Source organism: Microbacterium allomyrinae (genome assembly GCF_020682705.1).
Classification (GTDB): domain Bacteria; phylum Actinomycetota; class Actinomycetes; order Actinomycetales; family Microbacteriaceae; genus Microbacterium; species Microbacterium allomyrinae.
Genome location: NZ_JAGTTN010000004.1, coordinates 206,177 through 220,180, shown reverse-complemented (window position 1 = coordinate 220,180; position 14,004 = coordinate 206,177). Strand labels below are relative to the sequence as shown.

The window sequence follows — 14,004 nt, the reverse complement described above, 5'->3', positions numbered from 1 at the left end:
GCTGCATCCCCTACCGGCCCCGATCGATCGCGCGCCCACGGCCCGGGCTCATGATCACGCCATCGGTGCCATGGCTTGGGCAGGAGCGGCGGCGGTGCCCGAAGACACGTTCTGCGCGAGCCATTCGAGAACCGGGACGATCGCCTCGTCGGAGTTCGCCTCCATCATCACGCCGTGGCCGTTGCCGTCGATGCCACGGTCTTCGAGGCGGATCAGTTCGGCCCGCGCGCCGACAGCGGTCAAGAACTCCACCATCGCCGGGCCGGCGGGCGACAGCGGAGACGCCGGCGCGGTCAGTACCGCGACGGGAACATCGAGGCCGATGATCCGCGGTGACGCCGGGCCGCCGAGCCCCTCGGGCGAGTGCGTCGGCGGTTCGGTGGTCACCGGAATCGCGGTGATCCCCCATGCCAGCTCGCCGATCCCGGGTACCTTCACGAAGGGCGGGCCGAGCGGTTCGATCGCGACGATCGCCGCGATCACTCCCGGGCGCCGGTTCGCCGCGAGCCAGCCGGCGTTCGCTCCGAGTGAGTGGGTCACCAGCACCGCTTCGCCCGTGATGTCGAGCAGCTGCGCGAGCCGCTCGGCTTCGAGCTCGCTCGCCGCTGCGAAATCGGCGGCGATGAAGCCCGAGCTCGCAACGAACTGCTGCATCTCGTCGCCGTCCGGTGTGCGACGCCAAGGCCACTGGGTATGCGCATCGGCGAGTTGCGGTGTCATGAAGACGGCCGTGGCCGACTCGTATCCGGCGGGAAGACCTGGCTCGCCCAGGACCGCCGGATGATGCGGCGAGCGGCCGTGACCCGGCCGGTCGACGAGATAGACCGCGTAGCCATCGGCCACGAAGCGATCGACCCAGCCCGGCCGACCGTCCGCGGTCACCCGCCAGTCGGTCATCTGGCCACCGCCGCCGTGCACAAGCACGAGCGGGAACGGCTTCGTCACCGTTTCGGGTGCCTCCCATTCGACGAACAACGGGCCACGCTGCACCGTTCCGAACGGCGTGGGCACGGGCTCACCCGGAATCCAGAAGGAGCCGCGCCGGATGGTCACCGCCGGGCTCTCCGCGCGGTGAGGAGGGTTCAGACTGCGCCGCAGGCTCGGCGAGCGCACGGCTCCGAGCCCGAGCAGCACGGCGCGCTGCCCCTCGGTCACCGCCGCAGCCGCACGCAGCGGCGCAACAACAGCCTCGACGTGGTCGGCACCGGTGTCGTAGACCATCGTCTTGAACTGGACGGCGCTGGGTGAGGTGAACTCGTCGAACACCTTCGCGCGCGCGCGGGCGTACAGCGCCAGCACACCTTCGTCGGCCCCGTTCTGCAGGATCGCGATGAGTGCCTCCTGCAGCAGGTAGACATCTGTCAGGCCCGTCGTGAGACCGAGCCCGCCAGTCGGGTTCGTCAGATGGGCGGCGTCCCCCGCGAGCACGATGCGCCCGTCGTGCAGCGCGCTCGCCCGTCGCTGGTGAATGCGATACGGCCGGTAGTCGACCACGTCGACCACCGCGTCCCGGCCGAGCAGCCGCGCGTAGAAGGCCGGGATGCGCTCGGCCACGGTCGCTTCGTCGAGGTCGCCGGGCTCCTGGTACGTGCAGCGCCACAGTCCGTCGGCGGTGATCTCGGCCACGATGCAGCCGATCTCGGGGTCGACGTACATGTTGGAGGAGCCGAAGCCGCGCGAGCGGAAGTCGAAGCGCACGTTGGTCGCGACGAAGCGATCCGGCCAGGTCGTTCCCACGAGCTCGGCGCCGATCGCGGTGCGCACGGCGCTGCGCGCGCCATCTGCGCCCACGAGGTATCGGGCGGTCAGGGTTTCTCCCGCACCCTCGGCGATGTAGTCGACGCGCACCTCTTCCGCGTCCTGCGCCACAGCGACGACGTCGGCGCCGCGCACCACTCGCACGTTCGGCAGCAACGCCAGCTTCTCGGTCGCGATCTGACAGAAGTCGCCCTGACCGAGATGGATGTTGAACGGGTGCGAGCTGACACCATCGAGCGCCTCGTTCGAGACGCGAATGACCTCGCCCGTCGCCGGCACGTGGAGGGTGAGACCTTCGCGGTCGACGACCCCACGGTTCTTCATCTCGTCGAGCAGTCCGATCTCGTCGAGTTCGGGGAGCACGGTATTCAGATACACCATCGCACGCGGCGACCGGTTGATCTCCGCGTCTCGCTCGAGAACCGTCACCTGCACGCCCGCGCGGGCGAGGAACAGCGCCAGCGTGAGGCCGACCGGCCCGCCCCCGACGATTGCGATCTGTGTATCGGGCATCGTTGCCTCCTTGTGACGTTCGCTGACAGAGCGAGTGTTCGTTGACAGTACAATGGAACCCGCGCCATGTCTATGCTACGTTGTTCGCTGAACGCACGTTTGTTCGTTGAGTAGAACATAGTCTGCGCTGAGATTCGACGGCGAACTCGATTCGCGTCAGGAGACCGACATGACGGTAGAACCTGGATGGCTGGGACGCTTCTTCGAGGACTTCGAAGTGGGCGCGCTCTACCGGCATCCGCTCGGCAGGACCATCTCCGAGACCGACAACACCTGGTTCACGCTCCTCACGATGAACACGAACCAGCTCCACTTCAACGCGGAGTACGCCAAGGGATCCGAGTTCGGAGGCCTGCTCGTCGTGTCGACCCTCACGCTCGCGATCGCCGTCGGCCAGAGCGTCACCGACCTCACGCAGAACGCCGTCGCGAACCTCGGCTGGACCGACATCCGGATGACGCACCCAGTGCACGTGGGCGACACCCTGTTCAGTGAGTCGATCGTCACGGAACTGCGCCCGTCGGGCAGCCGACCCCATTCCGGGATCGTCACCGTGAAAACGCGCAGTCTCAATCAGCACGGCGACGAGGTGTGCTCGTTCTTGCGCACCTTCCTCGTGCACCGGCGCGACTCGCCCGAGCTCGCGCATCCGTTCCCGACCGCGGCGGCACCCCTCGCCGTCGAGGGCCGATGAGTCCGCGACCGCTCGAGGGCGTGCGCATCATCGCCATCGAGCAGTACGGCGCCGGACCCTGGGGAACCCTGCACCTCGCCGACCTCGGCGCCGACGTGATCAAGATCGAAGACCCGGCGTCCGACGGCGACGTCGGCCGCTACGTTCCGCCGTACAGCGTCGCTGAGGACTCGCTCTTCTTCGAATCGTTGAACCGCAACAAGTCGAGCCTCTCGCTCGACCTGCGCACCGCCGCCGGCCGTGAGGTTTTCGAAGAGCTCGTCCGCAACTGCGACGCGGTCTACTACAACCTGCGCGGCGACGTTCCGGCGGCGATCCGTGTGACCTACGACGACCTCAAGCACATCAACCCGGCGATCGTGTGCTGCTCGCTGAGCGGATTCGGCATGACCGGCCCGCGGGCCAAGGGCGCCGGATACGACTACATGCTGCAGGGGCTCGCCGGCTGGATGGACCTCACCGGCGAACCCGGCGGACCGCCGACGAAGACCGGGCTGTCATTGGTCGACTTCACGGGCGGCTACGTCGCCGCCCTCGCCCTCATGGTGGGGCTGTTCGCCGCCCGCCGTGACGGCATCGGCATGGACTGCGACGTCAGCCTTTTCGACACGGCGATCACGATGCTCAATTACTCCGGCGCCTGGCACCTCAACGAAGGCTACGAGCCGGCCCGCACCCGCCATTCCTCACACCCCTCGCTCGTGCCCTTCCAGAACCTCGAGGCCTCGGACGGATGGCTCGTGGTGGCGTGCCCGAAGGAGAAATTCTGGCGCCTGCTCGCCGACGCGATCCAACATCCGGAGCTCTCCGAGGATCCGCGCTTCGCCACATTCGCCGACCGCCTCGTGAACAAAGAGTCGCTGCTCGAGATCCTCGAGCCGATCTTCCGGCGCAAGACGGCCGCGGAGTGGCTCGCCATCCTCGAAGACGCCGGGGTGCCGGTAGCGAAGATCAACACGGTCGCCGAAGCTCTCGACGACCCGCACACGGTGGCCCGGGGCCTCATCGTCGAAACCGAACACCACCGCTTCGGAAGCATCCGCACCCTCGCCTCCCCCGTGCGCGTGGGTGACCCCGCCTCGCTCACCTATCGGGCGGCGCCCGTGCGCCATGCCGACGCGCGGCGTGTTCTCACCGAACTCACCGCCTTCGACGACGATGCGATCGCCCGTTTCGCGAGCGAAGGCGCCTTCGGGTCTGTCCCAGACCCCGTCGTCGCGGCGTACGGCGCCCCGGCCCCGTCAGCGTCACACCATCAGGCATCGGAGTAGATCATGGACTTCACTCTCAACGACGACCAGCACGAGTTCCGCAAGCTCCTGCGCAGCTTCGTCAACAGCGAGATCATTCCCGTCGCCCGGGAATGGGAGAACGAGGGGCGCTATCCCACCGAGATCGTCGAAGGCCTGAAGGAACTCGGGCTGTTCGGCATGACGATCCCCGAGGAATACGGCGGCCTCGATCTCGACCCCGTCTCGTTCGCCATCGTGTTCGAAGAGCTCGCGCGCGGATGGATGGGGATCGCGGGCGTTCTCGGCAGCCACTCGCTCTCGTGCCGGATGATCGCCACGCACGGGACCGCGGAGCAGAAGGAGAAGTACCTGCCCGCCCTCGCGACCGGCGAGCGCCGCACCGGTCTGGGACTGACCGAGCCCGACGCCGGAACGGATGTGCAGGGCATCCGCACCGTTGCCACCCGCACGGACACCGGCTACCTCGTGAACGGCACCAAGACGTGGATCACGAACGCGCGCTACGCAGACCCGCTTCCGGTGATGGTGAAGACCGATCGCACCACCTCGCCGGCGCACAAGGGCATGAGCATTCTGCTGGTGGACAAGGACACCCCCGGCTACTCGGTGCTCAAGGACATCCCGAAGCTCGGCTACAAGGGGCCGGAGTCGTCGGAGGTGCTGTTGGAGAACGTCGAGGTACCGGCCGAGAACCTGCTCGGCGGCGTCGAGGGGCGCGGCATGCAGCAGGTGCTCTCGGCACTGGAGTGGGGGCGGGTGAATATCGCGGCGCGTTCGGTGGGGCTCGCCCAGCGCGCGTTCGACGAAGCACTGGCGTACTCGCAGCAGCGAGAGGCCTTCGGTCAGCCGATCTCGCAGTTCCAGGCCATTCAGCTCAAGCTCGCTCAGATGGGCACCAACGTGCAGGCCGCGCGCCTTATGGCGTACTGGGCCGCGTCGAAACTCGCCGAGGGGCGCGCCGACGGTCCCACCGGCATGGCGAAGATCTTCTGCTCGGACATCGCTCTCGAAGCAGCCATCGACTCGATGAAGGTCCACGGCGGTTATGGCTACTCGAAGGAGTACGAGATCGAGCGGCTCTACCGCGATGCCCCTCTGATGAGCATCGGCGAGGGAACGAACGATGTGCTGCGCACCGTCGTGGCGAAGTCGCTGATCAATGGCTCCACGGTGATCGGCTAGCCGGATGCTCCCCGTCCGCTCGTATCTGTTCGTTCCGGGCTCCGCGCCCGCGCTGCTGCGGAAAGCGGCCCTGGGCGAAGCGGATGCGCTCGTCGCCGATCTGGAGGACGGCGTCGCGTTGTCGCAGAAGCCACTCGCCCGCTCAAGTGTGGTGGAGTGGCTGCGGCAGGGCGTCGAGCAGCCTGTGTGGGTGCGCGTGAACCAGGGTGACGCACTGGACGACGACCTCGACGCGCTCGCTCCCGTAGCCGCACTGCTCGCCGGGCTCGTCGTCGCGAAAGCCGACGCCTCGTCCGTTCGCCGCGCCGGGCGACTGCGCGTCCCCCTCGCTCCGATGATCGAGACGGCCGCGTCGATCGAGGCGGCTCCGGAGCTCGCTCGGTTGCCGCACGTGGCCATGCTGCAGATCGGCGAGGTGGATCTCGCCGCCGACGTCAGCCTCAGCCCCTCCGCCGACGACGCCGAGCTCGGTTGGCCGCGCGGACGCGTGGTCTTCGCGAGCCGGGCAGCCGGCCTCCCCGCGCCTCCCGCGCCGGTCAGCACCGAGCTCGGCGACATGGACGTCTTCCGCGCCTCGACTGTCCGCCTGGCCCGCCAGGGGTTCGTCGGCCGGATGTGCATCCACCCCCGGCAGGTGGCCGTCGCCAACGAGTCCTTCACCCCGAGCGCCGAGGCGGTCGCCCGTGCCGAGCGGCTTCTGGCCGCTTTCGACCGCGCGCTCCTCGCCGGCGACGCGGTGCTGACGGATGAGCACGATCGCATGGTCGACGAAGCCGTCGTGCGCTCCGCGCGACGCACCCTCGAGCTTCACGCCGGCGCGGCGGCGAGGAGTGCACGGCTCTGAGCATCGCCGTCGCCTGGCACGACCGGACGGGCATCCCGTCGCGTCCGGCGAAGCAGGGCGCCGACGAGCGCCGCTGAGCCCCTTTCGCATCCTCAGGCTGCGAGTGCGTTTCGCTCGAGCCAGTAGAGGATCACGCCCAGCACCTCGACGTTGTTCGCCTCGAGCATCATCATGTGCCCGTTGCCACGGACGCCGTGCCGCTCGAGTCGCAGCAGCTCAGCGTCGCAGCCCGCCTGCTCGAGGAACGCCATGAGATGCCCGTCGAAGAGCGTGAACGCGGATGCCTCGCCAGTGACGACAGCGATGGGGACCCGGGCGAGGTTCGGCAGTCGCCGCGCAGGTTCCTCTTGCAGGACGAGCGGCACCGGACCTGTCCCGTCGATCGAGAGGCGCAACTCGGAAGCGCGCGTCGCCGGTGGATCGAAGACGAGAGGTGCGCACGCCAGCCCCCAGTCGAGCGACACCCCCGGCCGTTTCAGGAACGGCGGACCGATCGTCTCGACGGCGACCAGCGCGCGCACGAGCTCCGGGCGGGCATCCGTCGCGAGGTAGCCGGCCGGGCCGCCGGCGGAATGGCAGATGAGGATCGCCGGACCGATGCGATCGAGCAGCTCCGCCAGCCGGCGCTGCTCGAGCAGGTGCATCTGTTCCCAGTCGGCGAGCATCGGACCGCTCGAGGACGTGAGATGCCGGACCACGGGGTCCTCCACCTCTCGCGCTCCGCTCCACTGCGTGCGCAAGGGTGCGAACGCTTCCGGCAGCATCACGTCGAGCCAGCTCTCGATCGGCATGGACGGCGCCATCGGGCCGAGAACGTTCGGGTCGTGGGGCGAGCGTCCGTGCCCGGGCCGGTCGACGACATAGACAGGGTGCCCGGCCGCCACCAGCAGCGGCGCCCAGCCTGGGCGCCCGTCGGGGGTCTGCAGGAAGTCCAGGCCCTGGCCGCCCCCGCCATGCACGAGCACGACCGGCAGCTGCCCGGTCTCGCGGGCGGGCGACTCCCATTCGACGTACATCTGACCGAAGGGCACCGTACCCGCATCGGTGGCGCGCGTCTCCGATCCGACCCAGAAGTGGCCGCGCAGAGTCGCGGGCACGAGGGGACCGCCAGACGCCTGGCTCATGAATCCACGCCGCTATGGGCGGCGGCGAGTACGTCGGCGAAGCGCAGGTCGGGAGCCTCGGCGAGGCCGAGCAGGGCGTGCTCGAGTGCCCGCAGCGCCTCTGATGGCAGCGCAAGGCCCGCGTTGGTGCGGTACTTCTCGAGGATGGCTGCCTCGCTCAGCGGGTTCTCGGCCCCGCCTCGCTGGTAGCGCAGCTCGTGTTCCAGGACCCGACCGTCGCGGGTGTACACCCTCGCTCCGCCACCGAAGGCATCCGGCGTGGGCGCGTACTGCCTCAGCTCGTAGCCGATACGCGGGGTGAGTTCCCGCACTCGCGGGTCGGCGAGCGCGTCCGGGGTGAAGCTCGTGACATCGAGACGGCCGTGCACCAGCCGATACGCCAGCGCCCAGGGAAGGCTGAACTTCGCGTCGTACGGCGTGCGGGGAAGGACTTTGGCCGATGCGGGCTCGCAGACCAGTCCGACGCCGACGACGTCGGTCAGGCCGACGATCCGCTCGACGTCGTCGACGCGAAGCCCTTCGGCGTCCATCAGGTGCGCCAGCGCATCGACCGGAGCGTGGGTGTAATGACATGCCGGATACGGCTTGTACGCGATCTCGCTCGTGGCCCAGCGATCGCCGAGCCCTTCCAGCGCCTCAAGATCGACGTCGAAACCGTTCAGGTAAGCCGCGAAGAAGCCCCGATCGCCCTCGAAGACGGTGCGCGGCCCGGTCGCCCCTCGCGCCGCCAGCCTCGCCGCCGCGAGGCCGGATTGCGCGGCCCAGCCGGCATGCAGCTGTTTGGTCTGCGAGCCGTCTGCCAGGAATTCGAGCAGTCCCGCCGCCATGCTGCCGGCGATCCCGAGCGCGTCGGCCGTGCGGCGGGAGTCGAGCCGCCCGGCGCGCGCGGCCGCCGCGGTGGCGCCGAACACGCCGCAGACGCCAGTGGGGTGCAGGCCGCGGGCGTGGAACTCCCCGCTTCCGGCAGCACCGACCCTCGTCGAGACCTCGTTGCCGGCGACGAGCGCGGCAAGCAGGTCGGCGCCGGTGGCGCCGGCAGCCTGCGCCGCCGCCAGCGCCGCCGGCACGATCACGGCGGAGACGTGCACGACCGACGTCGGGTGGGTGTCGTCGAAGTCGAGCGCGTGGCACAGAGTGCCGTTCAGGAAGGCCGCGTCGCGTGCGGGGAGGGCACCCGACCCGATGCCGGTGCTCGGCCCGCGGGTTCCCGCTTCGAGCAGGGCTGTGGCGTACGGCGCAGCATCCAGGGCGAACGCCGCGAGACCACAGCCGAGGGTGTCGAGAGCGTGCAGAGCCGCAGTGGCCTGCACGGGCTCGGGGATCGAGGGGAGGCCGATCCCGGCCACGAACTCGCCGAACCGCTCCGCTGCTGTCACCATCGCCACCATGTCCGTTCGTCAGGAGGCGAACTGTTCGGTCAGCGTACAAGAACGACTGTTGATCGTCAAACGCGCTGGACGCGCGATGTGGCGTGACGTAAGGTGACCGTTGTGCGTTGAGCGCACGCTAGTTCGACATTAGAACACATCGGAGTGTCTGCATGACCATCGCCCGTGACCATTCTCCGCTCGTCTTCACACACCGTGCCCTCCCCCAACGGGTGCGCTTCGGGACCGGCCACGCGGCCCGCAACGTCGCGTCGGAGATCTCCGACGCGGGCGCCCTCCGCGTCATGCTGATCGCCAGCGAGGCGAAGCTCGCGATGGCACGGACGGTGACCGGCTCCGTCGAGCCTGCGCTGATCTGGACGGACGTCGTGCAGCACGTTCCGGCGGCCGTGGCGGAAGCCGCGCGCGTTGAGGCCGTGAGGGCGGGCGTCGACCTGATCGTGAGTGTCGGCGGCGGTTCGACCACGGGCCTCGCCAAAGCGATCGCCCTGACCACCGGCATCCCGATCGTGGCCGTTCCCACCACGTACGCGGGCTCGGAGGCCACCAATGTATGGGGGCTCACCGAGGGGGCTCGCAAGACCACGGGCGTCGATGACCGGGTCCTGCCGGGCGCCGTCGTCTACGACGCGGAACTCACTCTGAGTTTGCCGGTCGAGCTCTCCGTCACCTCGGGGCTGAACGGCGTCGCCCACTGCGTGGACTCGCTCTGGGCGCCGCGTGCCGACCCGATCAACGCCGCCCTCGCAGCCGAAGGCATCCGGGCGCTCGCGACGGGCCTGCGGGGCGTCGTCGCCGATCCTGGCGGGCTTGCAGGCCGCGAGCAGGCGCAGTTCGGTGCTTACCTCGCCGCGGTGGCGTTCGCCTCGGCCGGTTCCGGGCTCCATCACAAGATCTGCCATGTGCTGGGCGGCACATACGACCTCCCTCACGCCCAGACGCACGCGATCGTGCTGCCCTACGTGACGGCGTTCAACGTCGGCGCCGCGCCCGCGGCAGAGCGGGCGATCGCGAGAGCCCTGGATGCCTCCGACGCCGTCGAGGGCCTGGACGCCCTGCGCGACGATGTCGGCGCACCATCGGCACTGCGCGATCTCGGCTTCGATCCCGACCGCATCCGGGAAGCCGCCGAGATCATCCTGCCCCAGGTGCCGGCGTCGAACCCGCGACCGGTCGACCTCGACTCGCTGCAGCTGCTCCTCGGCGCCGCGGCCGACGGCCGCTCATCCGAGACCCTCCGCGGCCGATGATCTCTCCCGAGCAGTCCGCACGCGAACAGGCCCTCGTCGAGTTGGTCGTCGCGTCGTTCGACGACACCGCCGACCCGCGCTTGAAGGAGCTCATGCGGGCACTCGTGCGCCATCTCCATGCCTTCGTGCGCGAAGTGAGGCTGGGTGAAGCAGAGTGGGACGCGGCGATCCGGTTCCTCGGCGAAGCGGGCCGGATCACGAATGCGCAGCGTCAGGAATTCATCCTGCTCTCCGATGTGCTCGGCATCTCGATGCAAACGGTCGCCGTGAACAACGAGGCCTATCGCGATGCCACGGAGGCGACCGTCTTCGGCCCCTTCTTCACGGAAGAAGCACCCTTCATCCCTTATGGGGGCGACCTCTCGGCGGCGGCGCCAGGGCAGCCCTGCTTCGTCGAGGGAACCGTCACAGATGTCGACGGCTCCCCCATCGCCGGTGCCCGGCTCGAAGTGTGGGAGGCCGACGAAGAAGGTCTGTACGACGTTCAGTACGGCGACGGTCGCGTTGCGGGCCGCGGCTACCAGCTCTCGGATGAGAGCGGACGATACAGATTCTGGGGCCTCACGCCGACGCCCTATCCGATTCCCGCGGATGGACCGGTGGGCTCCCTGCTCGCCGCCACCGGCCGATCGCCCATGCGCGCCTCACACCTGCACTTCATGGTGTCGGCGCCAGGTTTGCGAACCCTCGTGACGCACATCTTCGTGCGCGGCGACGAGCTTCTCGATCACGACTCTGTCTTCGGCGTCAAGGACTCGCTCGTCAAGGACTTCGTCGTCCATTCCGCCTCCGACCCGACTCCGGACGGCCGCAACCTCGGTGGGCGCAGTTGGGCGGACGTGCGCTTCGACATTGTGCTCGCGCCGTCGTCGCTCTGACCGGCGAGCACCGCCGCCGCGTCAATGACCGCTGCGAAGGAGCGCGGTCGAGATCGTCGCGGCGGCCTCCTGGAGTGCGGGAAGCGACCGACGCCTGATCTCCAGCAGGCTGACGCGCGCCGAGTTCGAGGAGACGCTCAGCGCCGAGGTGATCTGGCCGTCATGACCGCGCACCGGCACGGAGATCGCCCGGAGGCCGATCTCGAGTTCCTGATCCACGATGGCCCACCCCTGGTCACGGATCGTTCGCAGCTCCGCCCGGAACAGCTCCGGGTCGGTGATTGTGCGTCGGGTGTACTGCTCGAGCGGCTCGTCGGCGAGATACGCGTCGAGCGCCGCGTCGTCGAGCCCCGCGAGCAGGTTGCGGCCTGCGGCCGTCGCACTGGCCGGCAGCCGGCTGCCGACCGACCCGCCGATCGTCATCATCCGCGGAGTGTGCACGCGAGCGACGTACACGATGTCCGGGCCGTCGAGCACCGCCATCGAGCACGATCCCTCCGTCGCCGTCACCACCTCCTGCATGATGGGTTGGGCGATCTCGCTGATGCTGAGCGATGCGAAGTAGCCCCAGCCCAGGTTCAGCACCTTGGGCGTCAGCGAGAAGCGCCGGCCGTCGGAGCGGACGTGTCCCAGCGCCCGCAGCGTGAGCAGGATCCGCCGCGCGGCGGCACGCGTGATGCCGGTCAGCTGCGCCACCTCGCTGAGCGACAGCGACGAGCGCTCGCGGTTGAACGCTTCGAGCACGCTGATGGCTCGCTCCAGCTGCTCGAGTCGTTCCCCACCGCCTGCCAGAGCGAGTTCGGCGTCATCGATTTCATCGGTTCCTGGCATGCGGCAGAGCATACACGGCGTTCGCTCACCGAACAATCGCACCGGAGCGGTGCGATCAAGCTGCGGTGAACGCGCGCTCCGGAGTCCGCGCCGCGAGCGCGATCTCGATCGCCGCCGCGGCTGTCGCACTGGGCCGCATCGCCGCCGGCCAGGCCACGACCACGCTGTCCTCGGGTGGTGCCGGAGCGAGTGGGCGGACGGCCAGAGGCAGGCCCTCGTAGCTCACATCTCCTGGCGACCGCAGGATCTGAAGGCTGTAGCCGATGCCGCGTGCGACGAGTGAGCGAGTCAGCTCAAGGCTCGGAGCCCTGAACGCCACGCGGGGAGTCAGCCCGACCGCGGAGAAGATCTCCAGCGTGCGCTGCGCGCTCTGGGCGGTGTCGGTCATCACCAGCGGCTCATCGACGAGTTCGCCCAGCGAGATCGCCTCATTCGCCGCCAGGCGGTGTTCGGCGGGGAGGATCACGAAAGCGGTCGTCGGGAACAGCTCCCGCGTCTGGATGCTGTCGGGCAGCTGCGACCGGAAGCAGAAGGCCAGGTCGAGTCGGCCATCGAGGAGCGCATCGACGAGGGCGGACTGCCCGTCGACCTCGAGTCCCACCCGGACTGCCGGATGCTCGACGGCGAAGCGCTCGACCAGCGGCGGGAGCATGATCGGGGCCAAGCCCGCCGTGCTGCCGAGCCGGACGGCACCGCTCAGCATGCCGGTCGAAGCCGACAGCTCTGCTGCCAGCGCGTGCGCCTCGTTCACCAGAGACCTCGCACGCCCCGCCAGGGCTCGCCCCGCAGGCGTCACCACGATCCCGTGTCCTTTCCTGCGGATGCAGAGCTGCACGTCCAGAGCCGTCTCCAGTTCGGTCAGCGACGAGGCAAGAGCAGATTCCGAGATGTGCAGGCGTCCGCTGGCCTCGCGGAGAGATCCGGAGCGCGCCAGCTCGACGAAATAGGTGAGTTGGCGAATCGTGAAGTCTCCGGCCATATCCCGATATTCCCACGTTATGAACACGAATAAACCCGTTTTACTCGGAAAGAGAGACAACGCAGACTGGCACCACAACGCTCCACAGCGCTGACGAAGGAGTCAGACCATGTCATCATCCACGGCGCCGGTCGCCGACTGGGTCACCCTCGACGCGCTCAACACCGATCCACTCGGCGTCTACCGCCGGCTGCAGGAAGAGACGCCCGTCGCCTATGTGCCGGCGGCCGAACGCTATTTCGCCACCCGCTACGAGGACTGCCGGTTCATCGAATCGGATCCGACCATCTTCACCTCGACGGTTCCGGATCCACGGGACCTCATGCCGCGGGCGATCGGCCACACCATGCTGCGAAAGGACGACCCTGAGCATGCTGCCGATCGTGCTGCGATCAACCCCGCCCTGCGCCCGAGAATCGTCGCCGATGTCTGGAAGCCGATGTTCGAGAGGAACACCCGCACCCGGCTCGACCGGCTGATCGAGGCCGGTCCGGGCGCCGACCTCGATGCGGAGTTCTCGGCGCCCCTCGCGGCCGACAACCTGATCGCGATGCTCGGGCTCGTAGGCGTCGACTCCACACAGATGCAGCGCTGGTCGCGAACCTTCATCCGCGCGGTGGCAAACATCGTCGACGATCCTGACATCTGGGCGGAGTGCGAGAAGTCGAACGACGAGGTCGACGCAGCGATCGAGATCGCGATTCCTCGTCTGCGGGCCGCGCCCGACGACTCGATGCTGTCCGCCATGATCAACGGGCCTCGTCCCGTCCCGCTGGAGTCGGTGCGCGCCAGCGTGAAGCTGACGATCTCCGGCGGCATCAACGAACCCGAGCATGTTCTCACCAGCGGGGTGTGGGCGTTCGCCCGCCATCCGGAGCAGCGAGCACGGCTGATCGCGGACCCGTCGAGGTTCCCGGCGGCGTTCGACGAAGTTGTGCGATGGCTCTCGCCGATCGGCGCCCTCACGAAGCTTGCGGTCGCCGATGTGGAGCTCGGCGGCTTCACGATACCTGCCGGCTCCCGCGTCGCCGCTGTGGTGGCCGCGGCCAACCGCGATGCCGCGCAGTTCGAGGATCCCGACGACTTCTCGGTCTTCCGCGAGAAGAAGCCCCACCTCGCGTTCGGCAGTGGCGTGCACCTCTGCGCCGGCTCATGGGCGGCCAAGAGCGCCGTCGGCCAGGTGGCCTGGCCGATGCTGTATCAGCGGCTGGCGGGGCTGCGCCCCGTCGATGCGGACGCGGTCCAGTTCCGCGGCTGGCTCTTCCGGGGACCGACGAGCCTCCCCGTCACGTGGGACGAGGTCGCCTGAC

At 68.8% G+C, this 14,004-nt stretch carries 12 protein-coding genes; 7 read left to right on the top strand and 5 right to left on the bottom strand.

Going from position 1 to position 14,004, the window contains the following annotated elements; all coding sequences use genetic code 11:
- Window positions 1-54: 54 nt before the first annotated feature.
- A complete protein-coding gene (locus tag KEC57_RS13495; RefSeq protein ID WP_267492647.1) occupies window positions 55-2,319 on the bottom strand; it encodes an alpha/beta fold hydrolase in 2,265 nt (754 codons plus the stop codon).
- A gap of 121 nt (window positions 2,320-2,440) precedes the next feature.
- Between KEC57_RS13495 and KEC57_RS13490 the strand changes: the two genes are divergently transcribed.
- From KEC57_RS13490 to KEC57_RS13475, 4 genes are read left to right on the top strand one after another with little or no spacing between them, the layout of a single operon-like run.
- Entirely contained in the window at window positions 2,441-2,965 is a 525-nt protein-coding gene (locus tag KEC57_RS13490) for a MaoC family dehydratase (RefSeq protein ID WP_229385157.1), read from the top strand.
- Entirely contained in the window at window positions 2,962-4,236 is a 1,275-nt protein-coding gene (locus tag KEC57_RS13485) for a CaiB/BaiF CoA transferase family protein (RefSeq protein ID WP_229385156.1), read from the top strand. Before KEC57_RS13490 ends, KEC57_RS13485 begins: the two co-directional genes overlap by 4 nt.
- A 3-nt stretch (window positions 4,237-4,239) precedes the next feature.
- Window positions 4,240-5,400 (top strand): acyl-CoA dehydrogenase family protein, encoded by a 1,161-nt coding sequence (locus tag KEC57_RS13480; protein WP_229385155.1) that lies wholly within the window; start codon window positions 4,240-4,242, stop codon window positions 5,398-5,400.
- A gap of 4 nt (window positions 5,401-5,404) precedes the next feature.
- On the top strand, window positions 5,405-6,244 hold the full coding sequence (locus KEC57_RS13475) for an HpcH/HpaI aldolase/citrate lyase family protein (protein ID WP_229385154.1): 840 nt from the start codon (window positions 5,405-5,407) through the stop codon (window positions 6,242-6,244).
- Between the two features lie 92 nt (window positions 6,245-6,336).
- Here KEC57_RS13475 and KEC57_RS13470 read toward each other — a convergent pair whose 3' ends face one another.
- Both KEC57_RS13470 and KEC57_RS13465 read right to left on the bottom strand, forming a co-directional pair.
- Complete coding sequence (locus tag KEC57_RS13470; RefSeq protein WP_229385153.1) at window positions 6,337-7,368, bottom strand: alpha/beta fold hydrolase; 1,032 nt, start codon at window positions 7,366-7,368, stop codon at window positions 6,337-6,339.
- Window positions 7,365-8,747, bottom strand: a complete 1,383-nt coding sequence (locus KEC57_RS13465; protein ID WP_229385152.1) for an MmgE/PrpD family protein — start codon at window positions 8,745-8,747, stop codon at window positions 7,365-7,367. The genes KEC57_RS13470 and KEC57_RS13465 overlap by 4 nt, the downstream gene beginning before the upstream one ends.
- Window positions 8,748-8,908: 161 nt before the next feature.
- On the opposite strand from KEC57_RS13465, the gene KEC57_RS13460 reads away from it, so the two are divergent.
- The gene (locus tag KEC57_RS13460) at window positions 8,909-10,006 is read left to right on the top strand and encodes a maleylacetate reductase (RefSeq protein ID WP_229385151.1); all 1,098 of its coding nucleotides are present in this window, start codon (window positions 8,909-8,911) and stop codon (window positions 10,004-10,006) included.
- Complete coding sequence (locus KEC57_RS13455; RefSeq protein ID WP_229385150.1) at window positions 10,003-10,884, top strand: hydroxyquinol 1,2-dioxygenase; 882 nt, start codon at window positions 10,003-10,005, stop codon at window positions 10,882-10,884. Before KEC57_RS13460 ends, KEC57_RS13455 begins: the two co-directional genes overlap by 4 nt.
- A 21-nt stretch (window positions 10,885-10,905) precedes the next feature.
- On the opposite strand, the gene KEC57_RS13450 is transcribed toward KEC57_RS13455, so the two are convergent.
- Both KEC57_RS13450 and KEC57_RS13445 read right to left on the bottom strand, forming a co-directional pair.
- Window positions 10,906-11,715, bottom strand: a complete 810-nt coding sequence (locus KEC57_RS13450; RefSeq protein ID WP_229385149.1) for an IclR family transcriptional regulator domain-containing protein — start codon at window positions 11,713-11,715, stop codon at window positions 10,906-10,908.
- A gap of 55 nt (window positions 11,716-11,770) precedes the next feature.
- Window positions 11,771-12,694 (bottom strand): LysR substrate-binding domain-containing protein, encoded by a 924-nt coding sequence (locus tag KEC57_RS13445; protein WP_229385148.1) that lies wholly within the window; start codon window positions 12,692-12,694, stop codon window positions 11,771-11,773.
- Window positions 12,695-12,803: 109 nt separating this feature from the next.
- On the opposite strand from KEC57_RS13445, the gene KEC57_RS13440 reads away from it, so the two are divergent.
- Window positions 12,804-14,003, top strand: a complete 1,200-nt coding sequence (locus KEC57_RS13440) for a cytochrome P450 (protein ID WP_229385147.1) — start codon at window positions 12,804-12,806, stop codon at window positions 14,001-14,003.
- The last annotated feature ends 1 nt before the right edge of the window (window position 14,004 follow it).

Excerpts from the sequence above, each read along its gene's own strand:
- KEC57_RS13490 (WP_229385157.1), top strand. The coding sequence starts at position 2,441 with ATGACGGTAGAACCTGGATGGCTGGGACGCTTCTTCGAGGACTTCGAA.
- KEC57_RS13485 (WP_229385156.1), top strand. The coding sequence starts at position 2,962 with ATGAGTCCGCGACCGCTCGAGGGCGTGCGCATCATCGCCATCGAGCAG.
- KEC57_RS13480 (WP_229385155.1), top strand. The coding sequence starts at position 4,240 with ATGGACTTCACTCTCAACGACGACCAGCACGAGTTCCGCAAGCTCCTG.
- KEC57_RS13475 (WP_229385154.1), top strand. The coding sequence starts at position 5,405 with ATGCTCCCCGTCCGCTCGTATCTGTTCGTTCCGGGCTCCGCGCCCGCG.
- KEC57_RS13470 (WP_229385153.1), bottom strand. The coding sequence starts at position 7,368 with ATGAGCCAGGCGTCTGGCGGTCCCCTCGTGCCCGCGACTCTGCGCGGC.
- KEC57_RS13465 (WP_229385152.1), bottom strand. The coding sequence starts at position 8,747 with ATGGTGACAGCAGCGGAGCGGTTCGGCGAGTTCGTGGCCGGGATCGGC.
- KEC57_RS13460 (WP_229385151.1), top strand. The coding sequence starts at position 8,909 with ATGACCATCGCCCGTGACCATTCTCCGCTCGTCTTCACACACCGTGCC.
- KEC57_RS13455 (WP_229385150.1), top strand. The coding sequence starts at position 10,003 with ATGATCTCTCCCGAGCAGTCCGCACGCGAACAGGCCCTCGTCGAGTTG.
- KEC57_RS13450 (WP_229385149.1), bottom strand. The coding sequence starts at position 11,715 with ATGCCAGGAACCGATGAAATCGATGACGCCGAACTCGCTCTGGCAGGC.
- KEC57_RS13445 (WP_229385148.1), bottom strand. The coding sequence starts at position 12,694 with ATGGCCGGAGACTTCACGATTCGCCAACTCACCTATTTCGTCGAGCTG.
- KEC57_RS13440 (WP_229385147.1), top strand. The coding sequence starts at position 12,804 with ATGTCATCATCCACGGCGCCGGTCGCCGACTGGGTCACCCTCGACGCG.